Source organism: Clavibacter davisi (assembly GCF_052751415.1).
The window spans coordinates 1,628,956-1,653,225 of record NZ_CP199882.1 but is presented as its reverse complement, the minus strand read 5'-3'; the positions used below and the strand labels follow the sequence as shown (position 1 = coordinate 1,653,225).

Below are 24,270 nucleotides of genomic sequence, written 5' to 3'. Positions count from 1 at the left end.
GCACTGACGCGCGTGGACGACCACCCTCGGCGCTGCACCGACGCGCGTGGACGACCACGTCCACGATGAGGCCGGCGGCCAAGCCGGTTGCCAGGCCGCGGTTATCGGGAATGAGGAAGCCGCCCGGGCCGATCTGCGTGATGACGCCGCCGTGGTCGATGCGCGTGTCGATGACGCCCGGGACGTCCAGCCCCGGGCAGCCCGCGGCGGCCTGCGCGAATCAGGTGACGAGCGGCATCGCCATCACAGCCGCTCCGACCGCGAAAGCCGCCAGGACGCCTGGGACCGCCGATCCCACGACCGATGCGCGGTGCGGATCGGCGGCGTTCGAGTGGTGCAGGCTGGCGTGCGACATTCGGGAGCTTCGGGGGCCGATGACCCGTGCTACGTTACGCGCGTCCTTCCTTCTGGAGGACAGCCCCCTGATCCGGGAGAGGCCCGGCTCGCGCCCCCGTTGACGCGCCCCCGTTCGCAATCCACGGTGCGCAAGGAGGACGCGCGATCCCGCGGTGAGAGGACTGACATGGACGGCTGGAGACTGGACCCCGCGAAGGCGCGCGCCGTCCTCACGAAGGCGGAATCGGACGCCGAGGGCATCTCCAAGGCGACCACGACGATGGAGTCCGCGATCGGCCATGCCTCGGCAGCGGTCGGCACGGGTTCCCAGGCGGCAGCCGCCCTCGCCGACCTCAGCATCGATCCCCTGGGCGTCGACCTCCTAGCCGTGAAGAACCAGGTGGCCACGGCGATCTCCGCGACCCGGAGCTCCATCGCCGACTACGAGCAGGGTGACGAGCAGATGGCGACGGACGCCGCGAAGCGCGTCGCGGAGGTCAGCTGGGGCGGTTCCGAGTGATCAAGATCGGGACGCTCGCCGACGTGCCCGACTCCGCGGCCGTCGAGATCGCGGCCAGCGGGTTCGCGGACGTCGCCACCCAGCTCGACGGGGCGATGGATTCCGTCGCCTCCGGATGGACCGGGCTCGCTGCGGAGGACGTGTACGACGGTCCTGGTGCTGACCGTGTCCGTGCCGCGATGGACGCCCCGAAGACGGTTGCCCGGATGGTCGCGACGGAGGCGACGAACGCCCGGCGCGTGCTCGACGACTACGCCTCCGCACTCGCCGACCTCGCTACCCGCCGCGCCGCCCTGGCCTCGGACGTGGATGCGCACACCTCCTCCATGGACGACACCTTCGACGACGAGGACTCCATCGGGGCGCGGGACACCCCCGGCGGCCGACTGGCGGACGACGTGGCGAAGTTCAACCGCGATGTGGCCGCGGCCGATGAGGACTGCGCCCGGCGCCTCCGGGCGCTCTCCAAGTACCGCGCACCCCACCAAGCCGACGCGGCCCTTAAGGTTCTATCCGGTGACGTCTCTAGCTCCGCAATGGGCGTAGGACAGGGCATCAGCCAGCGCATCCGCTGTGTCCCGGTCGCGACCTCCTCGGACTTCGAGGAGCCGCCGCAGGCGAAGACCGTGGACAGGTGGCAGAACCGTGAGTATTGAACGCGTCCGGGAAGCCCGGTGCTTGTTCCTCGAGAGCTGGCACAGGCAGCGATGGATTCGCCGCCACCTGATATCAAAACCGTGCCCCATTTGTACCTCTCAGGCGACCCATCGGCCGGTCTGAGTGCACTACCCGCAGTTGCGAAGACGGCGAGTCACGTGCTCGGTGGAGCAGGCATCGTCGTAACTGTCGCTGCAGCTGGAACCGAGCAGTACCAAGAAGACCTCCGTACACACCCAGAATGGGACGGAGAGCACAGATTCGCACATGCCGCTGAGAACGCGGGGGTTGTAGGAGGCGCGGCCGCTCTAGGTGGTTGGGCGGGTGCCGCGACAGGTGCGGAGATCGGAGCCGCTATTGGAAGCGTCGTGCCAGGTCCCGGGACCCTGCTGGGTGGAATATTGGGCGGGGTGATTGGCGGACTAGTAGGAGGGCATGTCGGAGAGGATGCAGGTGGAGTCGTGATGGGCAATCTGGACGGTAAGCACCGATGACGGGCACCAATGAGGATGAGCGCGTATCTTGGCAGAAGATCCCCACACGTTTGGGCGCGCTCCATCTGCCGGCCGGCTGGAGTGGTGAGACCGGCGGAGAGATAGTCACCGGGATCCCAACGGCCACTCGAATCGGCACATATTTCCGAGAGAATGTTGTGTTGTCCACCATCGAATCAGCGGGCAGCATCGTGGCAGACTCCGCCCGTGCCATACTCGAGACCATGTCCATGGAGCCCTGGTCGCATGTTGTTTCAGTCAACCCATGGGAAGACGGAATCTTCCAGAGGCGCATGCAATTCATCTACGAGATCGACAGCAAAGCTGTAGCGGTCACGAAGTTCACGGCGACATACGGCGACACGAGGATCGACCTAACCTGCAGCGCGGGTTTCGACGTCTACCCCCGGCTGATCCCGGTGTTCGACGGCATCGCTGTGACGAGTCCATTCGAAGAGGTCGTCGGATGAGCGCGACATTGGACGAGTACTCCTCTGATGAGTGGGGGCGCCCGCTCGAGTCGCTGGAGGTCACGGCCGATCAGGAAGCCCCCACCAACGCCTACGTGCTGCCATCTGGCTCCTTGAGCGCTCTGTGGAGCGTCCGCGATCGCGGCCTCGTCGGGGGTGCGAAGCGGAATACGGAACAGGGAATAGCGCTCCGCACGAGCGGCCTGACCGGGAAGTTCGGAGCTCCTACGGCTGCCGGTGTGACGCTGACCGGAGTCATTGCTCACGCCGGCTATCGACTCGTAGCAGAACGCCGGTCCGCAGAGGGTACGGCGACGTGGAGCCTCTGGGCGCGGCGGGATCTGAGCGTCACGCTCGTCAGAGAGGACGGACAAGAGAAGCTGGATGTTATCCCGTTCTCAACCGCGGTCGCACGCCTCGTTGGGTGGCTCGGCATCAGCCCCTATTGGCCGGTGCCCGGAGGAGATGAACCAGGAGCTCACGTCATAGGTGATGCCGACATCGACGCTCGCATCCGAGGCGATTTCGTCGAGGTCCCGAGCTGGGCTGCCGAGTCGCTGGCCCGGCGATGGCGCGGGACCTGGTCGTCGGCGTCGGTGGGCGTCCCGGATAGCGACGACGGCCTTCCACTGGTGATCATGGACGGGAACATCCACGTCCGAGAACGCGTAGAGGGTGGCTCGTTGCTCTCCGTCGTGCCGTCGTACTGGGCCTACAGTGCGATCTTCGATCTGATCGGCCGGACAGGAACACGCCGATGACGTGCGCCCTCGGTGTGCTGCTCATGGCGATCGGACTCCTCGGATATACAGGCGTGTGGCGATCGTGGGCACGGCAGGGCTTCCACTTCTACGTCTTCGGTCTGTTCTGGTTCGGTTTAGGAGCTCTTCTCATCGGAGCGACAAGCGACCTGGAACCACTCCCGGGATGGGTGCGGTTCGCTTTCATCGTGATCCTCCTAGCCGGAGGTGGAGGCACATGGTACTTGCCTCCGTTCATGACGCCGCCGTGGTTCCGCGCCATGCGCCGGGGGACGCGATCAACGAGTTCGAGAACGTAGACGTCCAATGAGCACCGACGCCACTGGTCCTCAGATTGACATCGAAGACCGTCATGGAATTATCAAGGTACGGAGGGTGAATCCCCCACGCGGAATCCTGAGTCGTCATGAGGCCAGCGGCAGACACACGGGCCTTCACGGCGGATTTCAGAGCCAACACAGCCCGGACATAGCCGCAGTTCGTCCTCGTCAGTACCGCTACGAGAAGGTTCAGTACGGCATGACGTCCCCGCGGATATCGTCGTGATGGTTGCTTTCGGCTCTCGTCGACCTGAGCGCCGCAAACGGAGGACGAAGGTGAGGTCAGCGTTTGGTGAGGGCCTCATTCCCGTCAGGCTTGTCGAATACACCGGATCGTGGCGGAACGGCTCGCTTACTCCGTCTTCGGCTCTTCTCATTCAAACATGGTATGGATGACCAGGTGATTCCCGACGACCACGTCGACGCCCGGATCCGCGGCGAGCACGTGGATGTGCCTGAGTGGGCGCAACCGGGCCTGACTGGTGGATGGACGCAGGAGTGGACATCGTTCGGCATGGCAGTGCCCGGATCAGACGAGGGACTGCCGATCGTCGTGGCGGGTGGCGCCACTCATCTCCGTCGCCGAGTCGACTGTGATTCGTCGCTTCAGCTCGTGCCGACCTACTGGGACCACTCCGCGCTTTCAGAACTGGTCGTGAAGACCTCCGAGGAGAACGCGTGATCTGGCCCATCGGCGTCATCCTGATGATGTTCGGGCTCTCCGCATACGCGGGCATCTGGAGGAGTTGGTCGAGAGACGGCTTCTACTACTACGTCTTCGGTGTGTTCTGGTTCGGCCTGAGCATTGTCGTGATCGATGTGCAGACTCTCCTCGCGCCTCTGCCCATCTGGTTCCTTAATCTGACCACGTTCTTCTTCTTCGCGACCATAGCGACGGCCTTCTACCTGCCTCCCTGCCTCACTCCACGCTGGTTCCGAGCGATGCGGAGGACGTGGAAGTGATGCACGCGACTCGCGAGAGCGGTACGGATCTGCACGAACACGCTGAGCACGGCCCCGCTCTCACGCAGACGTGGCGATATCCGACATTTCCCACTCGGAATGACGTCTTCGCCCCAGAAGGAGGCCGTCGATGATGTACGCGATCGGCGCCAGCTTCATGGCCGTCGGCCTCCTCGGCTACACCGGCCTCTGGCGAGCGTGGTCTCGCAACGGGTACTACTACTACGTCTTCGGGTTCTTCTGGTTCGGACTCGGTGCGTTCCTCATCGGGTTCATCAAGTTCATCCCGACCGCTCCCACGTGGATCCTGTGGATCCCCATGGTCCTGATCGTCGGAGGTGCCGCAAGCACGTGGTACCTGCCGCCGATCCTGACGCCACGGTGGTTCCGGGCCATGCAGCGCTCACATGGTTAAGCTGCATCGCCCTGGCGAGAATCGTGAGGCCAGGGCCGTGCGCCATGCACGACGAAGCGCCTCCTCAGTGGTCCGCCGGCCCCGGCCCGTCGCTCCACGACCCGGTGACACGACAGCGGGCGCACCCGCCATCGTGGCGGACACCATCACCTGATGCTGACCCTCCTCGGAGCCGCCCTGACGGGCATGGGGCTCCTCGCGTACACGGGACTCTGGCGCTCCTGGTCCCGAGGCGGCCATCACTTCTACGTCCTCGGCCTGTTCTGGTACGGGCTCGCGATGCTCGGCACCTCGACCCTGTACGCGTTCCGGCCCGTGCCGGAGTGGACCCGGTACCTGGTGATCGGAGTCATGCTCGTCGGTGTGATCGGCGCGTTCTACCTCCCGCCGTTCATGACGCCGCGGTGGTTCCGGGCCATGCGGCGCGCGCACCGGTGACGCGCGCGCAGCCTGCCCGCTGTGGCAGCGCTCCGCCGACGCCGACGCCCTTTCACTGACGCGCTGATGGATGCGACGAAGCCGGAGATCCGCGCATCCGGCCCACTGCGACGACACCGCGATCGCGAACGAGAAGAGCCCCGCACCTCGATGAGGTGCGGGGCTCGTGCGGTGGATCTGAGGGGATTCGAACCCCTGACCCCCTGCATGCCATGCAGGTGCGCTACCAACTGCGCCACAGACCCGTACTCCGCTTCCCTGCGGAAGCGACTCGTCTACATTACTACACATTCCGACCGCCCCATGACCAGGGCATCCGCGTCGACGGACCGGTCGGGCGACGACAGCGCGTCAGTCGAAGAGCTCGCTGAGCCAGCTCTCCTTCTTGCGGCGCTTCCCGCCGTAGCCGTCACCCTGTCCGTAGCCGCCAGCCTGCCCGTAGCCGCCGGCGGGCGGATATCCCGACCCGCGGTCGTCCCGCGACCCGTACGAGCGGTCACGGCCGTCCTCACGCCGGCGATCGCCATCACGGCGATCGCGGTCGTCGTCGCGCCAGCGGTCGTCGCGTCCCGCATCCGGGTAGCCGCCCAGCGGCGCTGCCGGCGCCACGGGAGGCGCGGCCGCTGCCGGGGGCCGGGACTCCTGCTCGGCGCGGTCGAGGATCTTGTCGAGCTCCCCGCGGTCGAGCCACACGCCCCGGCAATCGGGGCAGTAGTCGATCTCGACCCCGCTGCGCTCGCTCATGACCAGGGTCGCGGAGTCGTTGGGGCACTTCATGCGGGGATCTCCTCGCGGGCGGGATGGGAGCGGATCAGGATGCGGAGGCCGTCGGCTCGATCTCGAGGGCGACGACGGGGCAGTCCTTCCAGAGGCGCTCCAGCGAGTAGTACATGCGGTCCTCCTCGGTGAAGACGTGGGCGACGACGTCGCCGAAGTCGAGGAGGATCCAGCGGCCCTCGCTCTTCCCCTCGCGGCGCAGCGGCTTGGCGCCGGCCTCGATCATCTTGTCCTCGATCTCGTCGGCGACCGCCTGCGCGTTCCGCTCGTTGCGGGCCGAGGCGATGAGGAAGACGTCGGTGAGGGGCAGGGGCCCGGAGACGTCGAGCGCGACGAGGTCGATGGCCTGCTTGGAGTCGGCGGCGAGGGCGGCGACCTTGAGCAGGTCGAGGGCGCGGGGAGAAGCGGTCACAGAGTCCTTCCGGGACGGGTGGGGTGGTGCATCAGCGATCAGAATACATTCGTCATGAAGGCGACGATGACGAGACCCGCGCCGATGACGGCCACTCCCCCGGCCGTGACGGCCGCCACGACGGGCGCGGTGAAGCGCTTGCGGGGCGGCGGCTGCACGACGGCGCGCGTGGAGGTGTGGGTGCTGACGGCGCGGCTCGCGCGGACGGGCTCCGAGTCGGAGCCGCCGGGAGCGTGGTCCTGGTCGTCGCTCTGCTCGAGGATCCGGTCCATGTCGGCCGTGTCGAAGCGGTCCGGGTGGGTGCCCATGGAGCCGAGGCTCCGCGGGAGGTCGATGGAGCCCGTGATGATGATCTCGCCCGTGCTGTTCAGCGCCTGCTGCATGTCGTTGACGTGGGGCACGGTCGGGAGGATGAAGTGGTTGCCGGTGTGCGGCTGGTCCTCGTCGACCTGGTCCTGCACCGACCAGTGGCCGGTGGGCGGGGTGAACGGGGACCGCGCATCGGCGGTGGTGTCGGCCTCGGTCGTCGGAGCCTCCGGCGACGTGCGCTCGTCGGCGCCGTCGTCGACGTCGGGGCGAGCGGGCGCACCGTCGGCGTCGTCCTCGGCATCGGAGGCGCGCGTGCCGAACGCGGGCTCGAGGTGGGGGGCGGGAGCCGCGGAGTCCCAGGGGGTGGCCTCGAGGGACGGAGCGGGTCGGGGATCCTCGCCGCGCTCGGGGATGTGGGTCGCGAGCGGCGGCACGGTGGGCTGCTCCCCGGACGCGTCGACGTCGTGGTCGGCGTCGACGACCGACGGCGTGATGGGCGCGAAGGGCCACGCCGACGGGATGCGCGCCGACGCGTCGGCGGCGTCCTCGGGGACCACGTCGTCCGCGGTCGAGGACGCGGGTGCCTCCGTCGGCACGTCGGCGTCCGTCTCCGCCGCGCCGGTCTCCGCGGGGGCCTCGGACGCGGACGCGGGGGTCGCGTCCGGGGCGTCCGGGGCGTCCGGCGTCTCCTCCGCGAGGGCGGCCCGACGGTACGCGCTGCCGTAGGGGGCGCGCGGACGCGGGGTCGCCCGGGATCCGCGCCCGTAGCGGACGTACGGCGGGACCGTGGCGTCGCCGACGGGCGGGGCGTCGTCGACCGGCGCCGGCGCCACGTCCGGCCCCGCAGCGCCCTCGTCGGTGGAGTCGTCCGTCGTCGCGGGAACGTCGGGCGCGTCCTGATCCGCTGCCACGTCGGCGGGCACGTCGTGCTCGGATCCACGCTGCTGGCGGGCTGCCTGCTCCGCCTCGCGGATGGCGCGCAGCTGGCGACGCGTGAGGACGCCGCCGGAGAGCAGGATCGCGGAGGTGTCCGCGCCGACGCCGGGCATCGTGGCCGGCTCGCCGGAGGGCTCCTCGGAGGGGCCGGACGATGCTGCCGATCCAGGTCCGTCGGCGGTGTCCGCGGGGTCGTCGCTCGGAGCCGCCCCGCCGTCTGTGGACGGCGCCGCCGCGTCCTCGGCGGGCGCGTCGTCGGCCTCGTCGATGCCCAGGGCCTGAGCGCGCGCGCGCTCGGCGGCGCGCATCTCACGGCGGCTGAGGCCGAGGGTCGCGGGAGCGGGACCGTCGTCGAACGAGGTCGGCCCGGTGTCGGGCGCGTCGTGGGAGGGGGTCATTGCGGGCTCCGATACAGGTGGTGCTTGGAGATGTACTGGACGACTCCGTCGGGGACGAGGTACCACACGGGGAATCCGCGTCCGACTCGGCTCCGGCAGTCGGTCGAGGAGATGGCGAGCGCCGGGACCTCCAGCAATCTTACGTCGGCGTGCGGGAGGCCGCTCTCGGTGAGGTCGTGCCCCGGCCGCGTGACCGCGACGAAGTGCGCCAGGTCCCACAGCTCCTGCACGTCCTTCCAGCCGAGGATCTGCTGGATGGCGTCGGCGCCGGTGATGAAGAAGAGCTCGGCGTCCGGATGAGCGCTCCGGATGTCGCGGAGGGTGTCGATCGTGTACGTCGTGCCCCCGCGATCGATGTCGACCCGGCTGACGGTGAAGCGGGGGTTCGCCGCGGTGGCGATGACGGTCATGAGGTACCGGTGCTCGCCGTCCGTCACGGTCTGCTTCTGCCAGGGCTGGCCGGTGGGCACGAAGATCACCTCGTCGAGCTGCAGGTGCTGCTGCACCTCGCTCGCGGCGACCAGGTGGCCGTTGTGGATGGGGTCGAAGGTCCCGCCCATGACCCCGATGCGCGGGCGCGGGGTCGTCGGAGAGGTCATGGGGCGGGGGCTCCGGATCAGTGCGCCTGGTCGGCGGTCCCGTGGCCCTGCTCCGCCACCGGCGGCTTGCCCCACTTCTCCGAGTGGCGGTTGCTTACGTCGCGGAAGCTGAACATGACGACGCCGAGGGCGATGAACACGACGGCCGCGACCGCCGGGAAGACCCAGAGCGGAGCGGCGAGCTCCATGGCGTGCTCGGTCTCGGCGAGGATGGTGGTGGTCAGCGCGTGCATGGGATCTCCGTTCGTGGCACGCCCCGGGGCACGGGGGCGGCGCCTGCCATCCTATCGGCGGCCCCCCGAGAGGGGCGCATCCGCTCCCGGGCGTGCCGTCGGCCCGCTGCCGACGCGGGGCGGGAACCCGAGCCGTCAGCCGCGGACCTGACCGTTGCCCCGGACGATCCACTTCGTGCTCGTGAGCTCCTGCAGGCCCATCGGTCCGCGGGCGTGCAGCTTCTGCGTGGAGATGCCGACCTCGGCGCCGAAGCCGAAGACGGATCCGTCCGTGAACCGCGTGGACGCGTTCACCATGACGACGGCGGAGTCGACGGCGGACAGGAAGCGCTCCGCCTCCCCCACGTCCGAGGTGACGATCGACTCGGTGTGGTGCGTGGACCAGCGGGCGATGTGCGCGACCGCGTCCTCCGCGGAGTCGACCACGCGGACGGCGAGGTCGAGCGACAGGTACTCGGCGGCCCAGTCCTCGTCGGTCGCGGGGACGGCGCCGGGCCAGAGACCGCGGACGGCCTCGTCTCCGTGGATCGTCACGCCGCGGTCGCGGAGCGCGTCGAGCACGGCGGGCAGGACACGGGGAGCGGCGTCCCGGTGCACGAGCAGCGTCTCCATCGCGTTGCAGACGCTCGGGCGGCTGACCTTGGCGTCGACCGCGACGTCCACGGCCATGGCCGCGTCCGCGGAGGCGTCGAGGTAGACGTGGACGACGCCGGCGCCCGTCTCGATGACCGGGACGGTCGACTCCTCCACGACGGTGCGGATGAGGTCCGCGGATCCGCGCGGGACGAGGACGTCGACGAGGCCGCGGGCGCGCATCAGCCGGGCGGCGCCGGCACGGCCGTGGGGGTCCACCGTCTGCACGGCGTCCGCCGGGAGGCCCGCCTCGGCGACCGCCTCCCGCATGACCTCGACCAGCACGGCGTTCGAGCGCAGGGCGGCGGATCCGCCGCGGAGCACGACGGCGTTGCCGCTCCGGAGGGCGAGCGCGGCGATGTCGACCGTGACGTTCGGGCGCGCCTCGTAGATCGCGCCGACGACGCCGAACGGCACGCGCACCTGCGAGAGGAGCAGCCCGTTAGGGAGGGTGCGGCCGCGCACCACCTGCCCGAGCGGGTCGTCGAGTCGACGGATCCCCGCCACGGCGTCCGCCAGCGCGCGCACCCGCGCCGCGTCGAGGGCGAGGCGGTCGAGGAGCCCGGCGGCGAGGCCCGCGGCCCGTCCGGCGGCGAGGTCCTCCGCGTTGGCGGCCACGATGCGGTCGGAGGCCGCGTGGAGGGCCGCCGCGATGCGGTCGAGGGCGGCGTCGCGCTCCCCCGCCGTGCTGGCCGCGAGCCGGGTCGACGCGGTGCGTGCGGCGACGAGGATCCCCTCCAGCGCGGACGACGACGCGTCCGCATCGGTGCGGGCGGCGGGATCGACGGCGGACGCGAGCGCGGCGTCGGTTCCGCCGGTGACGGTCGTGGGCATGGGGGAAGCCTAGCCAGGCGGGAGGGCCGGGCGACCGCGGCGGATCAGGGGCGCGGGGCGAACCACGTGCCGACCAGCGCGCCGTCGAGCGCCTCCGCCACCTGCGCGGTCGAGGTGAGCAGGACGCCCGTGCCGGAGCCGGCGGCCAGGCGCGCCGCGGCGACCTTGGTGACCGCTCCGCCGGTGCCGACGCCCGTGCCGGTGCTGCCGATCTCGACGCCCGCCAGCTCGTCGCCGAACCCGACGTGCGCGATGCGCTCGGCGCCCGGCTCCTGCGGCGGCCGCGTGTACAGCGCGTCCACGTCGGACAGCAGGAGGAGGAGGTCGGCCTCCACGAGCTGCGCGACGAGGGCGGCCAGCCGGTCGTTGTCGCCGAAGCGGATCTCATGGGTGGCCACGGTGTCGTTCTCGTTGACGATCGGCAGGATCCGGAGCCCCAGCAGCCGCTCCATGGCGCGCTGGGCGTTCTCGCGGTGGTCGGGGGCGGCGAGGTCGCCCGCGGTGAGGAGCACCTGGCCCGCGACGATGCCGTAGCGGTCGAGCGCCTCCTGGTAGCGGAAGACCAGGATGCTCTGGCCCACCGCGGCCGCGGCCTGCTGCGTCGCGAGGTCGGCCGGGCGGTCGTCGAGGCGGAGGAAGGGCATGCCCGTCGCGATGGCGCCGGACGAGACGAGCACCACCTCGGCGCCGCGGCCGTGCGCGACGGCGATCGCGTCGACGAGCAGGCGGATCCGCCCGGCGTTCTCGCCGCTGATGGACGACGAGCCCACCTTCACGACGATGCGGCGCGCACCCGGGATCCCGGCGCGCGAGGTCGTCCCCACGCGCGCAGCCCTCCCCACGGGTCAGGCCTGCTCGTCCGTGGGGGCCTCGCCGTCCTCGCCGTCCTCGTCGGCCCAGAGCCCGGCCTCGCCCTCGCGCACGAGCTGCGCGCGGGCCTCGGCCTTGGCGTCCATGCGCGCGAAGTAGTCCTCGCGGCGCGCCTGGTTGGTGCGTCGGCGGATCGGGTCGACGCGGGCGTCGGCCCCACGCGGGCTCGTGATGAGCTCGGCCGTGGACGTGAGCGTGGGCTCCCAGTCGAAGACGATGCCGTCGCCCTCGCCGATGACGACGCTGGATCCGGCGACCGCGCCTGCCTTGAACAGGCCGTCCTCGACGCCGAGCTTGGCCAGACGGTCGGCCAGGTAGCCGACGGCCTCGTCGTTGGTGAAGTCGGTCTGCTGCACCCAGCGCTCGGGCTTCGCGCCGAGGACGCGGAAGATGTCGCCGTAGCTGCCGCCGTCGACGCGGATCGTGAAGGGCTTCTCGTCCACGGCGCGGGGGCGGAGGACGATGCGCTCGGCCTCGGGCTGCTCGAGCGCCTTCGTGCGCGCGGCCTCCACGAGCTCGGCGAGGGCGAAGGACAGCTGGCGCAGGCCGTCGCGGCTGACCGTCGAGATGTCGAACACGCGGTAGCCGCGGGCCTCGAGCTCCGGGCGCACGAGCTCGGCGAGCTCCTTCGCCTCGGGCACGTCGACCTTGTTGAGCGCGATGAGCTGGGGGCGCTCGATGAGCGGCACCTGACCCTCGGGCACGGGGTACGCGGCGAGCTCCCCGAGGATGATGTCGAGGTCGGAGATGGGGTCGCGGCCGGGATCGAGCGTCGCGCAGTCGAGCACGTGCAGCAGCGCCGAGCAGCGCTCCACGTGGCGGAGGAACTCGAGCCCCAAGCCCTTGCCCTCGCTCGCGCCCTCGATGAGGCCGGGCACGTCCGCCACGGTGTAGCGGGAGTCCGCCACCTCGACGACGCCGAGGTTCGGGTGCAGCGTGGTGAACGGGTAGTCGGCGATCTTCGGCTTCGCCGCCGAGATGGACGCGACGAGGCTCGACTTGCCCGCGGACGGGTAGCCGACGAGCGCGACGTCGGCGACGACCTTGAGCTCGAGGACGACGTCGCCCTCCTGGCCGCGCGTGCCGAGGAGCGCGAAGCCGGGGGCCTTGCGCTTGGTGGTGGCGAGCGACGCGTTGCCGAGCCCGCCCTGGCCGGCCTCGGCCGCGACGAAGCGCATGCCGGGCACAGCCATGTCGACGAGGACCTCGCCGTCGGCGTCCTTGACGACGGTGCCGACCGGGACGGGGAGCTCGAGCATCTCGCCGAGCGTGCCGTGGCGGTGGTCGCCCATGCCGGGGCCGCCGTTGCGCGAGGACCGGTGCGGCCCGCGGTGGTAGGCGAGGAGGGTGGTGACCTGCGGGTCGGCGACGAGGACGATGTCCCCGCCGTTGCCGCCGTTGCCGCCGTCGGGGCCCGCGAGGGGCTTGAACTTCTCGCGGCGCACCGAGACGCAGCCGTTGCCGCCGTTTCCCGCCCGCAGGTGGAGGGTCACGGTGTCGACGAATGTCGCCATGGCTGTCGCTCGTTTCTTCTAGAGGTGTCCCTGCGGAACGCACGCAAGGGCGGGCCGAGGAGGCCCGCCCTTGAGGTGCTGCGCGGCAGTGCCGCTGCAGGGTCCGTGCTGTCGGCCTGCGCTAGGCCGGGACGACGATGTTGACGACCTTGCGGCCGCCCTTGACGCCGAACTCCACCGAACCGGCGGAGAGGGCGAACAGCGTGTCGTCGCCGCCACGGCCGACGTTGACGCCGGGGTGGAAGTGCGTGCCGCGCTGGCGGACGATGATCTCGCCGGCGCCGACGACCTGGCCGCCGAAGCGCTTCACGCCGAGGCGCTGGGCGTTCGAGTCACGGCCGTTGCGGGTAGAGCTCGCGCCCTTCTTGTGTGCCATCTGTATCTCCCTGCGGTCTCGGTGCTAGTTGATCTCGGTGACCTGGACGCGCGTGAGGTCCTGGCGGTGCCCCTGGCGCTTCTTGTACCCGGTCTTGTTCTTGAACTTCTGGATGACGATCTTGGGACCGCGGAGGTCGTTCAGGATCTCGGCGCTGACGGTGACGTCGGCGAGCTTCGCGGCGTCCGTGGTGATGGTGTCGCCGTCGACGAGCAGGACCGCGGGGAGCACGACCTTGCCGCTCTGCTGGTTCTTGACCCGGTCCATCGTGACGATGGTCCCGACCTCGACCTTCTCCTGCCGACCGCCGGCGCGCACAACTGCGTAAACCACTTTTCCGTACCTGTTTTCTCTCGCGGGCTTGACTCACTGAGGACATGACGCCTCGTGGCCCGAATCATTGGAGGAAGTCTGCGGCACGCGCGCGACCTTCGAGGATCAGCGCATGCCAGCGACTCACGTTACCGGAACGCCGGACAGGGGTCAAACTCCGGACCCCCGGCGTCCTCGTCGATCATACGCGAGGGCGGGTGCTCCCCCGGGCATCCCCGCCGGGCGCGTCGCGCGTCCCGCCGGCCCCGCACCCTCGTCGTCCGTCGCCTCGCGTGCCTAGGATCGACGGATGAGCGTGCTCCTCGACCGACCCGCGTGGCCCGCGCACGGGACGCTCTGGGCGCACCTCGTGAGCGACGCGTCCCTCGAGGAGCTGCACGCGTTCGCGCGGGCCGCGGGGATCCCCGAGCGGGGCTTCGACCGCGACCACTACGACGTGCCCGCCGCGCGGTACGACGAGCTCGTCGCGCTCGGCGCCGTGCCCGTGTCGAACCGGGATCTCGTCCGCCGCCTGCAGGCGAGCGGGCTGCGGGTCACCCAGCGCGAGCGGCGCGCTCCCCGGGGCTGAGGTCCCGACGCGCGGACGATGCCCCTCGCGCGGACGACACCCCGGGGCCGCGGACGATGCCCCGGCGCGCGGACGACGGAGGGCCCGGAGCACGTGCTCCGGGCCCTCCTCTGCGGCCGTCGCGCGGACGGCCGAGTGGCCTAGCTGCCGTCGGCGTCGGGCGCCGGCGTCGTCAGCGTCGCGGTGGACACGCGACGGCTGCGCGAGCGGCCCTGCCCCGGCTCCTTGGGCTGCGGCAGCGCGTCGAGCACGGAGCCGAGGAGCTGCTCCGCGTCCGCCGAGCTGACGCGGCGGGGTGCCGTGCGCGCGCTCGCCACCGGGATGTCGAGGATCTGGACGGGCTCGAGGCGGATCGCCTCGCGCGGCTCCAGGGTCGACAGGGCGGGCTCCTCCACGGCCGCGTCGGCGGGCGTCGGGTCCTCCACGGGAGCCGACGGCGCGTCGGCGGCGGGTGCCAACGCCGTCGAGCCCTCGGGTGCCTCGGCGGTCGCAGACGACGCGCGTCCCCGTCCGCCGCGACTCCGACGCGGGCGGTCACCGCGGGGCTGCTCCTCGGCGGGCGCGGCCTCGACGCGTGCCGCGGGCTCCGCGGTCTCGTCCGGGGTGCGCACGACGTCCTCGACCCGGTCGATGGCGTCGTTCACCGTCTGGATGGTGCTCGTCGCGATCTTGGCGAGGGCGTTCCGCGCGTCGTCGGTGATGCTGTGGGTGCTGGCCGCGGGCGTCCGCGGCTGCTGCTGCGGCTGCCCGCCGCCGTTGCCGCGACCGCCGCCGCCGTTGCCTCCGCCGTTCCCGTGCTCCTGCTGGCCCTTGCCGCCGCGTCGGCGTCCCTGGCCCTGCACGGGCTCCTGCGGCGTCTGCGTGTGCGCCATGAGCGGGTCGTGGTGGATGATGATGCCCCGCCCGGCGCACGTCTCGCAGTTCTCGGAGAACGACTCCAGGAGGCCGAGGCCGAGCTTCTTGCGGGTCATCTGCACGAGTCCGAGCGACGTGACCTCGGCGACCTGGTGCTTGGTGCGGTCGCGGCTGAGGCACTCCACCAGGCGCCGCAGCACGAGGTCGCGGTTCGTCTCGAGGACCATGTCGATGAAGTCGACGACGATGATGCCGCCGATGTCGCGCAGGCGCAGCTGGCGGACGATCTCCTCCGCGGCCTCGAGGTTGTTCTTGGTAACGGTCTCCTCGAGGTTGCCGCCGGATCCGACGAACTTGCCCGTGTTCACGTCGACCACGGTCATGGCCTCGGTGCGGTCGATGACGAGCGATCCGCCCGACGGCAGCCAGACCTTGCGGTCGAGCGCCTTCTCGATCTGCTCGCTGACGCGGTAGTGGTCGAACGAGTCCTTCTCGCCCGAGTAGGCCTGCACCCGGTCGATGAGGTCGGGCGCCACGCCGCGGAGGTAGCCCTCGATGATCTCCTGGGCGTCGCCGCCGTCGATCACGAGCTCGCGGAAGTCCTCGTTGAAGACGTCGCGGATGATCTTGAGCAGCAGGTCGGGCTCGGAGTGCAGGAGCGCGGGCGCCTGCGCCTTCTCGACCTGACGGCTGATCTCGGACCACTGCGACGTGAGGCGCTCGACGTCGAGCTTGAGCTGCTCCTCCGTCGCGCCCTCGGCGGCCGTGCGGACGATGACGCCCACGTTCTCGGGCAGCACCTCCTTGAGGGTCTTCTTGAGGCGCGCGCGCTCGGTGTCGGGGAGCTTGCGGCTGATGCCGTTCATCGACCCGTTGGGCACGTAGACGAGGTAGCGGCCGGGCAGGCTGACCTGGCTCGTGAGGCGGGCGCCCTTGTGGCCGACCGGGTCCTTCGTGACCTGGACGAGCACGCGGTCGCCGGGCTTCAGCGCGACCTCGATGCGGCGGGCGTGGTTGCCGCCGCCCTTGTCGGCGTTGGCCGCCTCCCAGTCGACCTCGCCGGAGTAGAGGACGGCGTTGCGGCCTCGGCCGATGTCGATAAACGCGGCCTCCATGCTCGGCAGCACGTTCTGGACGCGGCCGAGGTAGACGTTGCCGATGAGGGACGCCTCGTCGGCGCGGGCCACGTAGTGCTCCACGAGGACGTGGTCCTCGAGCACGCCGATCTGGATCTTGCCGTCGCGGGAGCGCACGATCATGCTGCGGTCGACGGACTCGCGGCGGGCCAGGTACTCCGACTCCGTGAGGACGGGACGGCGGCGGCCGGCATCGCGGCCGTCGCGGCGGCGCTGCTTCTTGGCCTCGAGGCGCGTGGACCCCTTGATCCGCTGCGGCTCGGTGATGAGCTCGGGCTCGCGGGGCGTGCGGACCTTGACGACGGTGCCGGGCGCGTCGTCGCCGTCGCGGCCCTCCTCGCCGGAGCGGCGGCGCGCGCGACGGCGGACCGACGGGGCGTCGTCGTCCTCGTCGCGGTCGTCGTCGCGGTCGCGGTCGCGCGGGTCGCGGCCCGTGCCGCGGTCCTGGGCGCGACCGCCGCGGCGGGAGGAGCGCGACGGGCGCTCGTCGCGCTCGAGGTCGTCGTCCTGGTCGTCGCGGCGGTCGTCGCGGCGGTCGTCCCGCTCGCGGCGGGGCGGCAGCGGCGCGATGTCCGGCGCCTGGAAGAAGACGGAGAGGGACGGGAGCGCGCGGGCGGGCGCCTCCGGCTCCTGCGGCGCGGGGGCCGCAGCGGCTGCGGCGTCCTCGGCGACGGAGGGCGCCTCGGCGGGGGTCGCGTCGGCGACCGGCGCGGCGCTCGGCGCCGCGATCGGCCAGTCGACCGCCGGAGCGTCCGAGGCGCCTGCCGCGGGAGCCGAGGCGGACGCGGATGCAGCGGCACGACGCGGGGCACGCGCGCGGCTCGCCCGCACGGGCGGCTGCCCCTCGGCCGCATCCGGGGCGGACCCCTCGGACGGCGCGGCGACGGCGGCGGACGCGTCGACGCTGGCGTCGTCCGTCGGGGCGCCCGCGGGTGCGGAGGCGGTGGCGCTCGCGCGGCGGGAGCGTCGGACGACCGGCGCCTCCGTCTCGTCGGGCGTGGACGGGGTGGTCTCGTTCTCGTTCAGGGTTCGGCCCTTCGCTTCGGAGGCGGCGGACGCACCGCTCGCCTCGGGGGTCGCGGCACCGGGGAGGACGGACGCGCCGTCGGTCCCCTCGGTCGCGGTCGGCTCGGCACGGCGGCCCGTGAGCCGCTCGAAGAGGCGCGGGCGCCTCCTGCCGGTGTTCTCGTCTCTCTCCACCATCTCTGGTGCACTCCTCAGCCGGGCGGTACGGCCGCGCCGTACCCCGGTAGCTCTCCGAGTGGATCCCCGCGTTCGCGGTTCTCCGTCGATCCTTGGTCTGCGACGACCGGCCCGAGGCTTCGGTCGTGCGCACTGGTACGGAACTGGCTATCCGCCGCCGGACGTGCCTGGCGGCCCGGGTCTGCCCCGGGAAAGACTCTTCATGGCGGTCGACCCGCGCGGCGGGACGACCTGCCTGCCAGTATCGCACGCCGACGTCCACCCGGCCGTCAGGGTCGGGGCCCGCCGGTCTGCCATGATCACCGCATGACCGCGACCCGGGCCCCCGTGCACACCCGCTCCCTGGCCCTCCTGCTGGTCGTGACGGGAGTCGTCGGGTGGATCGGGGCGTTCGTCCTCGTGCTCGACCGCCTCCACCTGTTGGAGAACCCGGGCGCGTCGCTGTCCTGCGACGTCAACCCGTTCATCTCCTGCGCCACGGTCATCCAGTCGCCGCAGGGGTCGCTGTTCGGCTTCCCGAACCCGCTCATCGGCGTGGCCGCGTTCGTCGTGCCCGTGGTGATCGGCATGGCCCTGCTGGCGGGTGCGCGGTTCGCGAGGTGGTTCTGGACCCTGTTCGCGATGGGCACGTTCGCGGGCTGGGTGTTCGTCACCTGGCTCTTCACGCAGAGCGTCTTCGTCATCGGCGCGCTCTGCCCCTACTGCCTGCTGGTGTGGAGCGCCATGATCCCGCTGTGGTGGGGCACGCTGTCGGCCACCGCCCGCGCCGGGCTGCTGCCGCTGCCCGCGGGGATCCGCCGAGCCGCCGACGCGGTGGCGCCGTACACGTGGGCGATCGTCGTGCTCAACTACGCGATCATCGTCGTCGCGATCATCGCGACGTTCCCCGCGCTGATCCCCACGCTCCTCGGCTGAGGCGCCGGGACGACGAGAGGGGCCGACCGGATCGCCCGTCGGCCCCTCTCGTCGTGTCGGGAGCTAGAACCAGAGGGCGAGCTCGCGCTCGGCCGACTCGGGCGCGTCGCTGCCGTGCACGAGGTTCTGCGCGACGGCGAGGCCCCAGTCGCGGCCGAGGTCGCCGCGGATCGTGCCGGGCGCGGCGCCCGTCGGGTCGGTCGTGCCGGCGAGCGACCGGAAGCCCTCGATGACGCGGTTCCCGGCGACGCGCACGGCGACCACCGGGCCCGACTCCATGAACGCGACGAGCGGCTCGTAGAACGGCTTGCCCTGGTGCTCCTCGTAGTGCTGCTCGAGCAGCGCGCGGTCGGCCCGCACCATGCGCAGGTCGACGATCCGGTAGCCCTTGGCCTCGATGCGGCGGAGGATCTCGCCGGTGAGGCCGCGGGCGACGCCGTCGGGCTTGACGAGGACGAGGGTCTCCTGGTCGGGAGCGGTCATGGGTTCCTCCTACGGGGTGGGAGCCGGCGGCTCGGTGGTGGGTCGGTGGTCGGTGGGGCGGTCGTCGGCATCCGGTACGTCGGCGGATCGCGCGGCCCGCTGCTCGTCGAGCATGGCCTGCTCCCATGCGCCGCGGGCGGCGGCCTTCTCGCGGTCGATGCGGGCGCCCTGCACCATCGCGTAGACCCACAGGAGCAGGAAGAACCCGCCGACCGCGAACATGGCGGGCAGCACGAAGCCGGTGAGGACGACGAGGATCTGCACCACCCAGCCGGCCCGCACGCCGAGCGGCGTGCGGAGCGAGCCGACCACCGCGAGCATCGCGAGGACGAGCAGCGCGCCGCCGCCGAGCGCGGGCAGCGCGGGAAGAGCCTCGAGCCCGAAGGCCACGAGGCTGGCGAGGAACACGACGATGACCTGGAAGCCCATGACGATGGACCCGAGGATCTCGACCGTCGTCCGGGGCGGGCGGGGTCGCCGGGTGCGGGCCGGTCGGCCGTCGGTGCTCACGCGATCTTCCAGCCCTCGCCGCGCGCGTGCTCGATGGCCTCGCCCACGAGGAGGATGGAGCCGGTGACGAGCGCCGCGCCCTTCTCGGTCTCGCCCGCGGAGTCGCGCGCGTCGTCGAGGGCGGTCCGGAGGTCGGGCTCGACCGTGACGCGGTCGCGGCCGACGACGCCCACCACGATCCGGGCGAGCTCGTCGGGATCAACCGACCGCTCGGACGCGGAGCGCGTGACGATGAAGTGGTCCACGACGGGCGCGAGCTCCCGCACGATGCCCTCCGCGTCCTTGTCGGCGAGCACGCCGATCACCGCGGTCACGCGGTCGAACGTGAAGTAGACGGGCAGCGCGGCCGCGAGCGACGCGGCGCCCGCCGGGTTGTGCGCGGCGTCGACGAGCACGGTCGGCTCGGTGCCGACGACCTGCAGGCGGCCCGGGCTCGTCACGGTGGCGAGGCCCTCGGCGAGCACGTCCTCGTGGATGGCGTGGTCGCCGCCGCCCAGGAACGACTCGACCGCGGCGATCGCGACCGCGGCGTTCTGCGCCTGGTGCGCGCCGAAGAGCGGCAGGAAGACGTCCCGGTAGGTGCCCGCGAGCCCCTGCACGCTGATGACCTGGCCGCCGACCGCGAGCGTCGTGTCGAGGAGGCGGAACCGCTCCCCCTCCATGGACCAGGTGGACTCGGTGAGCTCGGCCGCGCGCGTGAGCTCGGCGACCACCTCGGGCGCCTGGGCGCTCGAGACGACGTCCGACGCCGGCTTCACGATGCCGGACTTGGTGCGCGCGATCTCCGCGACGGTGGATCCCAGACGCTGCGTGTGGTCGAGCGACACGGGCGTGAAGACCGCGACCTCGCCGTCGGCGACGTTGGTGGAGTCCCATTCGCCGCCCATGCCGACCTCGACCACGGCGACGTCCACGGGGGCGTCCGCGAAGGACGCGAACGCGAGCACGGTGAGCGCCTCGAAGAACGTGACGGGCTGCTCCCCCGCGGCCACGAGCTCCCGGTCGACGAGGTCGATGAACGGCTCGACGTCGGCCCAGTTGCGGCTGAGGGCCTCGTCGGTGATCGGCTCGCCGTCGATCACGATGCGCTCGTTGACCCGCACCAGGTGCGGGCTCGTGAACAGCCCCGTGCGGAGGCCGGCGGCGCGCAGGATGCTCTCGGCCATCCGGCTCGTGGACGTCTTCCCGTTGGTGCCCGTGACGTGGACGATCTTGTAGGCGCGGTGCACGTCGCCGAGCAGCTCGACGACGCGGCGGGTGGCGGTGAGGCGCGGCTGCGGCGCCTGTTCGCCGACGCGGGCGAGGAGCGCCTGGTAGACCTGCTCCCCCTCGCGCTCGAAGTAGTTCTCGTCGTCGACCTCGCGGCCGGCGACGATCGAGCGCTCGGCCTCGCGGCGGAGCTCGGCCGCGTCGTCGGCGAAGAGCTGGTCGTCGCTCAGGCCGTCGACGTCGGGGTCGAGGGCGCGCGCGGCCGCGTCGACGCCCTCGTCCGTCTCGGGCTCGAAGTCGTCGTCGCGGCGGACGTCGTCCGCGTCGTCGTCGAAGGGCGTCCCGCCCCGCTGGTCGCTCATGCTCGCTCCACCTCGATGTCCAGGGGCGATCCGCCGCCGACGACGATGCCGGACGCCGTCGCCTCGGCGTCCGCGTCGATCCGCAGCGCCACCGCCAGGGTCTCACGCGCGATGAGGTCGCGGAACCGCTCGGCGGCCTCGGCGCCCGCCGCATCGAGCCGGATCACGAGGGCGATGCGGTCGCTCACGTCGAGCCCCGCGCCCTTCCGCGCGTCCTGCACGTTCCGCACCACGTCGCGCGCGAGGCCCTCGGCCTCGAGCTCGGGGGTGAGCGCGGTGTCGAGCAGCAGGAAGCCGCCGCCCGGCAGGAGCGCGAGCGCCTGGTCGGCGCGGTCTCCGGCCACCTCCAGCACGAGCTCGTACTCGCCGCCGACGAGCGGCACGCCGCCCGCGACGACCTCGCCGTCCGCCTCGGTCCAGTCGCCGGAGCGGGCCGCCTGGATCACCTGCTGCACGCCCTTGCCGAGGCGGGGCCCCGCGACGCGCGCGTTCACGGTGAGGCGGCGCGTGATGCCGGCGTCGGCCGCGCTCGTGGGGGTCAGCTCCTCGACGGCGACGGCCTTGACGTTGAGCTCGTCGCGGAGGATGTCCTCGAAGCGGGCGAGCCCGTCCGCGTCGTCGCTCACGACCGTGAGGCGCGCGAGCGGCTGCCGGACGCGGAGGCCCGACTGCTTGCGGAGCGACAGCGCGGTCGACGCGACCTGGCGCACCCGGTCCATCACCTCCACGAGGCGGTCGTCGGCGGGCAGGTCGTCGGGCTCCGGCCAGTCCTCGAGGTGCACGCTGCGGCCGCCCGTGAGGTCCTTCCAGATGCGCTCGGAGACGAGCGGCAGGAGCGGCGCCGCCACGCGCGTCACGGTCTCGAGGACCGTGTGGAGCGTGTCGAACGCCTGCGTGCCGGTGACGGTGCCGTCCGACTGCGACTCGACGCCCGCCCAGAACCGGTCGCGACTGCGGCGCACGTACCAGTTGGTGAGCACGTCGGCGAAGTCGCGGAGGGACGCGGCGGCGAGGGTCGAGTCGAGCGCGGTCATGTGCTCGGTGACCTCGGTGACGAGGCGGCGCGTGCGGGCGAGGATGTAGCGGTCAAGGACGTCGTCGCTCGTCGTGTCGCGCGTCGCCTCGTAGCCGCCGGGCTGCGCGGAGTTCGCGTAGAGCGAGAAGAAGTACCACGTGCTCCAGAGCGGGAGCAGCACCTGGCGGACGCCCTCGCGGATGCCCTCCTCGGTGACCACGAGGTTGCCGCCGCGGAGCACGGGGCTCGCGAGGAGGAACCAGCGCATGGCGTCGGATCCGTCGCGGTCGAACACCTCGTTGACGTCCGGGTAGTTGCGGAGCGACTTCGACATCTTCTGCCCGTCGTTGCCGAGGACGATGCCGTGGCTGACGACGCTGGAGAACGCCGGCCGCTCGAACAGCGCGGTCGACAGCGCGTGCAGGGTGTAGAACCACCCGCGGGTCTGGCCGATGTACTCGACGATGAAGTCCGCCGGACTGTGCTCGTCGAACCACTCGCGGTTCTCGAACGGGTAGTGCACCTGCGCGAAGGGCATGGACCCGGAGTCGAACCAGACGTCGAGCACGTCCTCGATGCGGCGCATGGTGCTCCTCCCCGTCGGGTCGTCGGGGTTCGGGCGGGTGAGCTCGTCGATGAACGGGCGGTGCAGGTCGGTCGGGCGCACGCCGAAGTCGGCCTCGAGCTCGTCGAGGCTGCCGTACACGTCGACGCGCGGGTACGCGGGGTCGTCGCTCTTCCACACCGGGATGGGGCTTCCCCAGAACCGGTTGCGGCTGATCGACCAGTCGCGCGCGTTGCCGATCCACTTGCCGAACTGGCCGTCCTTGACGTTCTCGGGCGTCCACGTGATGTCCTGGTTGAGGCGCACCATGTCGTCGCGGAAGTCGGTGACGCGCACGAACCAGCTGGAGACCGCCTTGTAGATGAGCGGGTTCTTGCAGCGCCAGCAGTGCGGGTAGGAGTGCTCGTAGCTGGCCTGGCGGATGAGGCGGCCCTGCGCCTTGAGCATGCGCGTGAGCGTCTTGCCCGCATCCGACCACAGCTCGCCGGCGACCTCGGGCACGGTGTCGACGAAGCGGCCGCCCTCGTCGAGCGACAGGATCACGGGGATGCCGGCCGCGGCGCAGACCTGTTGGTCCTCCTCGCCGTAGGCCGGGGCCTGGTGGACGATGCCGGTGCCGTCGGTGGTCGTGACGTAGTCGGCGACGAGCACCTGCCAGGCGTTCTCCGTGCCGAAGCGCTCCGTGTCGGCGTAGAAGTCCCAGAGGCGGTCGTAGGCGACGCCCTCGAGCTGGCGGCCGAGCACGGTGCGGGAGACGGCGGCGCGGGCCTCGTCGGCGGATGCGTAGCCGAGGTCCTTGGCGTAGTTCCCCACCAGGTCCTGGGCGATGAGGTACTCGGATCCGAGCACCTCCGCCGCGAGCTGCACGGAGGACTCCCGGGGCAGGGAGTCGGGCGCCTCCGCGTCCGGCGTCCCGGCGGGTCCCGCGGGGACGACGGCGTAGACGATGTCCGGCCCGACCGCGAGCGCCATGTTGGTGGGCAGGGTCCAGGGCGTGGTCGTCCAGGCGAGCGCGCGCACGGCGGTGAGGCCGAGCGACTCCGCCTTGGCGCCGACGAGCGGGAACGTGACGGTGACGGACTGGTCCTGGCGCATGCGGTAGACGTCGTCGTCCATCCGCAGCTCGTGGTTGCTCAGCGGGGTCTGGTCGTGCCAGCAGTACGGCAGCACGCGGAAGCCCTCGTAGGCGAGGCCCTTGTCGTGCAGCTGCTTGAAGGCCCAGATGACCGACTCCATGAAGTCGACGTCGAGCGTCTTGTAGTCGTCCTCGAAGTCGACCCAGCGCGCGGAGCGGGTGACGTACTCCTCCCACTCGCCCGTGTACTCGAGCACCGAGCGGCGGGCGACGGCGTTGAACTCCTCGACGCCCATCTCCTCGATCTCGCTCTTCTCGGTGATGCCGAGCTGGCGCATCGCCTCGAGCTCCGCGGGGAGGCCGTGCGTGTCCCAGCCGAAGCGGCGGTGGACCTGCTTGCCGCGCATGGTCTGGAAGCGCGGAAAGGCGTCCTTCGCGTAGCCGGTGAGGAGGTGCCCGTAGTGCGGGAGGCCGTTGGCGAAGGGCGGACCGTCGTAGAAGACCCACTCGTCGCATCCCTCGCGCTGCTCGACGGAGGCGCGGAAGGTGTCGTCACGCTTCCAGAAGGCGAGGATGCCCTTCTCGACGTCCGGGAAGCGCGGACTGGCGGCCACCTGGTCGGGCGCGGTCGGGTCGTCGGGGACGGGACGGGGGTAGGTCATGGCATCTCCTGCGGCGATGGGATCTCCGCGAGGACGCCCGGATGCCGTGTGCGGATCCCGAGCGCGGTACCACCCCGCTTGCCGCGCGTCGCGCGACCGCTCTCCAGAGGCGAT

The 24,270-nt window shown here is 71.4% G+C and carries 25 protein-coding genes and 1 tRNA gene; 10 read left to right on the top strand and 16 right to left on the bottom strand.

Features of this window, described 5'->3' with window-relative positions; translation table 11 throughout:
• The first annotated feature begins 523 nt into the window (after nucleotides 1-523).
• From ACU4ZT_RS07875 to ACU4ZT_RS07840, 8 genes are all read left to right on the top strand, one after another.
• Entirely contained in the window at nucleotides 524-856 is a 333-nt protein-coding gene (locus ACU4ZT_RS07875) for a DUF6507 family protein (RefSeq protein ID WP_270981628.1), read from the top strand.
• A complete protein-coding gene (locus tag ACU4ZT_RS07870) occupies nucleotides 853-1,512 on the top strand; it encodes a hypothetical protein (RefSeq protein ID WP_445338612.1) in 660 nt (219 codons plus the stop codon). The genes ACU4ZT_RS07875 and ACU4ZT_RS07870 overlap by 4 nt, the downstream gene beginning before the upstream one ends.
• 491 nt (nucleotides 1,513-2,003) lie before the next feature.
• Entirely contained in the window at nucleotides 2,004-2,477 is a 474-nt protein-coding gene (locus tag ACU4ZT_RS07865; RefSeq protein WP_131798084.1) for a hypothetical protein, read from the top strand.
• Between the two features lie 8 nt (nucleotides 2,478-2,485).
• On the top strand, nucleotides 2,486-3,238 hold the full coding sequence (locus tag ACU4ZT_RS07860) for a hypothetical protein (protein WP_445338610.1): 753 nt from the start codon (nucleotides 2,486-2,488) through the stop codon (nucleotides 3,236-3,238).
• A gap of 708 nt (nucleotides 3,239-3,946) precedes the next feature.
• Nucleotides 3,947-4,240, top strand: coding sequence for a hypothetical protein (locus ACU4ZT_RS07855; protein ID WP_270981630.1), 294 nt, complete (start codon nucleotides 3,947-3,949; stop codon nucleotides 4,238-4,240).
• Nucleotides 4,237-4,521 (top strand): hypothetical protein, encoded by a 285-nt coding sequence (locus ACU4ZT_RS07850; protein WP_063070337.1) that lies wholly within the window; start codon nucleotides 4,237-4,239, stop codon nucleotides 4,519-4,521. Before ACU4ZT_RS07855 ends, ACU4ZT_RS07850 begins: the two co-directional genes overlap by 4 nt.
• A 130-nt stretch (nucleotides 4,522-4,651) precedes the next feature.
• Nucleotides 4,652-4,936 carry a hypothetical protein gene (locus ACU4ZT_RS07845; protein WP_270981632.1) on the top strand — a complete coding sequence of 95 codons (285 nt, stop codon included), beginning with the start codon at nucleotides 4,652-4,654 and terminating at the stop codon, nucleotides 4,934-4,936.
• 153 nt (nucleotides 4,937-5,089) lie between these two features.
• Complete coding sequence (locus tag ACU4ZT_RS07840) at nucleotides 5,090-5,374, top strand: hypothetical protein (protein WP_445338607.1); 285 nt, start codon at nucleotides 5,090-5,092, stop codon at nucleotides 5,372-5,374.
• A 172-nt stretch (nucleotides 5,375-5,546) separates the two neighbouring features.
• On the opposite strand, the gene ACU4ZT_RS07835 is transcribed toward ACU4ZT_RS07840, so the two are convergent.
• The 11 genes from ACU4ZT_RS07835 to rplU form a co-directional block, all read right to left on the bottom strand.
• Nucleotides 5,547-5,619 (bottom strand) — tRNA-Ala (locus ACU4ZT_RS07835).
• Nucleotides 5,620-5,725: 106 nt separating this feature from the next.
• Nucleotides 5,726-6,151, bottom strand: a complete 426-nt coding sequence (locus ACU4ZT_RS07830) for a TFIIB-type zinc ribbon-containing protein (protein ID WP_414747987.1) — start codon at nucleotides 6,149-6,151, stop codon at nucleotides 5,726-5,728.
• A gap of 34 nt (nucleotides 6,152-6,185) precedes the next feature.
• A complete protein-coding gene (gene rsfS, locus ACU4ZT_RS07825) occupies nucleotides 6,186-6,563 on the bottom strand; it encodes a ribosome silencing factor (RefSeq protein WP_012038183.1) in 378 nt (125 codons plus the stop codon).
• A gap of 38 nt (nucleotides 6,564-6,601) precedes the next feature.
• Nucleotides 6,602-8,206 carry a hypothetical protein gene (locus ACU4ZT_RS07820; RefSeq protein WP_445338604.1) on the bottom strand — a complete coding sequence of 535 codons (1,605 nt, stop codon included), beginning with the start codon at nucleotides 8,204-8,206 and terminating at the stop codon, nucleotides 6,602-6,604.
• Nucleotides 8,203-8,805: a nicotinate-nucleotide adenylyltransferase gene (gene nadD / locus ACU4ZT_RS07815; RefSeq protein WP_063070341.1), complete on the bottom strand. Its 603-nt coding sequence runs from the start codon at nucleotides 8,803-8,805 to the stop codon at nucleotides 8,203-8,205. The genes ACU4ZT_RS07820 and nadD overlap by 4 nt, the downstream gene beginning before the upstream one ends.
• 17 nt (nucleotides 8,806-8,822) lie before the next feature.
• The gene (locus tag ACU4ZT_RS07810; RefSeq protein WP_063070342.1) at nucleotides 8,823-9,038 is read right to left on the bottom strand and encodes a hypothetical protein; all 216 of its coding nucleotides are present in this window, start codon (nucleotides 9,036-9,038) and stop codon (nucleotides 8,823-8,825) included.
• Between the two features lie 135 nt (nucleotides 9,039-9,173).
• Nucleotides 9,174-10,505, bottom strand: coding sequence for a glutamate-5-semialdehyde dehydrogenase (locus ACU4ZT_RS07805; protein ID WP_445338602.1), 1,332 nt, complete (start codon nucleotides 10,503-10,505; stop codon nucleotides 9,174-9,176).
• A gap of 44 nt (nucleotides 10,506-10,549) precedes the next feature.
• On the bottom strand, nucleotides 10,550-11,329 hold the full coding sequence (gene proB / locus ACU4ZT_RS07800) for a glutamate 5-kinase (RefSeq protein WP_063070344.1): 780 nt from the start codon (nucleotides 11,327-11,329) through the stop codon (nucleotides 10,550-10,552).
• A 21-nt stretch (nucleotides 11,330-11,350) separates the two neighbouring features.
• A complete protein-coding gene (gene obgE / locus ACU4ZT_RS07795) occupies nucleotides 11,351-12,889 on the bottom strand; it encodes a GTPase ObgE (protein ID WP_445338599.1) in 1,539 nt (512 codons plus the stop codon).
• Nucleotides 12,890-13,010: 121 nt separating this feature from the next.
• Complete coding sequence (rpmA, locus tag ACU4ZT_RS07790) at nucleotides 13,011-13,265, bottom strand: 50S ribosomal protein L27 (RefSeq protein ID WP_012299161.1); 255 nt, start codon at nucleotides 13,263-13,265, stop codon at nucleotides 13,011-13,013.
• Nucleotides 13,266-13,289: 24 nt separating this feature from the next.
• Nucleotides 13,290-13,598 carry a 50S ribosomal protein L21 gene (gene rplU, locus ACU4ZT_RS07785; RefSeq protein WP_012038175.1) on the bottom strand — a complete coding sequence of 103 codons (309 nt, stop codon included), beginning with the start codon at nucleotides 13,596-13,598 and terminating at the stop codon, nucleotides 13,290-13,292.
• 289 nt (nucleotides 13,599-13,887) lie between these two features.
• On the opposite strand from rplU, the gene ACU4ZT_RS07780 reads away from it, so the two are divergent.
• Nucleotides 13,888-14,166, top strand: coding sequence for a DUF4031 domain-containing protein (locus tag ACU4ZT_RS07780; protein WP_063070346.1), 279 nt, complete (start codon nucleotides 13,888-13,890; stop codon nucleotides 14,164-14,166).
• A gap of 140 nt (nucleotides 14,167-14,306) precedes the next feature.
• Here the strand turns inward: ACU4ZT_RS07780 and ACU4ZT_RS07775 are convergent, their stop codons facing one another.
• Nucleotides 14,307-17,360: an Rne/Rng family ribonuclease gene (locus ACU4ZT_RS07775; RefSeq protein WP_445338596.1), complete on the bottom strand. Its 3,054-nt coding sequence runs from the start codon at nucleotides 17,358-17,360 to the stop codon at nucleotides 14,307-14,309.
• Between the two features lie 306 nt (nucleotides 17,361-17,666).
• On the opposite strand from ACU4ZT_RS07775, the gene ACU4ZT_RS07770 reads away from it, so the two are divergent.
• Complete coding sequence (locus ACU4ZT_RS07770) at nucleotides 17,667-18,275, top strand: vitamin K epoxide reductase family protein (protein ID WP_063072778.1); 609 nt, start codon at nucleotides 17,667-17,669, stop codon at nucleotides 18,273-18,275.
• A gap of 63 nt (nucleotides 18,276-18,338) precedes the next feature.
• Here ACU4ZT_RS07770 and ndk read toward each other — a convergent pair whose 3' ends face one another.
• The 4 genes from ndk to ileS are packed head-to-tail and all read right to left on the bottom strand — an operon-like array spanning nucleotide 18,339 to nucleotide 24,156.
• Entirely contained in the window at nucleotides 18,339-18,758 is a 420-nt protein-coding gene (gene ndk, locus ACU4ZT_RS07765) for a nucleoside-diphosphate kinase (protein ID WP_063072777.1), read from the bottom strand.
• 9 nt (nucleotides 18,759-18,767) lie between these two features.
• Nucleotides 18,768-19,268, bottom strand: coding sequence for a DUF4233 domain-containing protein (locus ACU4ZT_RS07760; protein ID WP_270981644.1), 501 nt, complete (start codon nucleotides 19,266-19,268; stop codon nucleotides 18,768-18,770).
• Nucleotides 19,265-20,839, bottom strand: a complete 1,575-nt coding sequence (locus tag ACU4ZT_RS07755; protein ID WP_445338593.1) for a bifunctional folylpolyglutamate synthase/dihydrofolate synthase — start codon at nucleotides 20,837-20,839, stop codon at nucleotides 19,265-19,267. Before ACU4ZT_RS07755 ends, ACU4ZT_RS07760 begins: the two co-directional genes overlap by 4 nt.
• On the bottom strand, nucleotides 20,836-24,156 hold the full coding sequence (gene ileS / locus ACU4ZT_RS07750; RefSeq protein WP_445338591.1) for an isoleucine--tRNA ligase: 3,321 nt from the start codon (nucleotides 24,154-24,156) through the stop codon (nucleotides 20,836-20,838). The genes ACU4ZT_RS07755 and ileS overlap by 4 nt, the downstream gene beginning before the upstream one ends.
• Nucleotides 24,157-24,270: the final 114 nt, after the last annotated feature.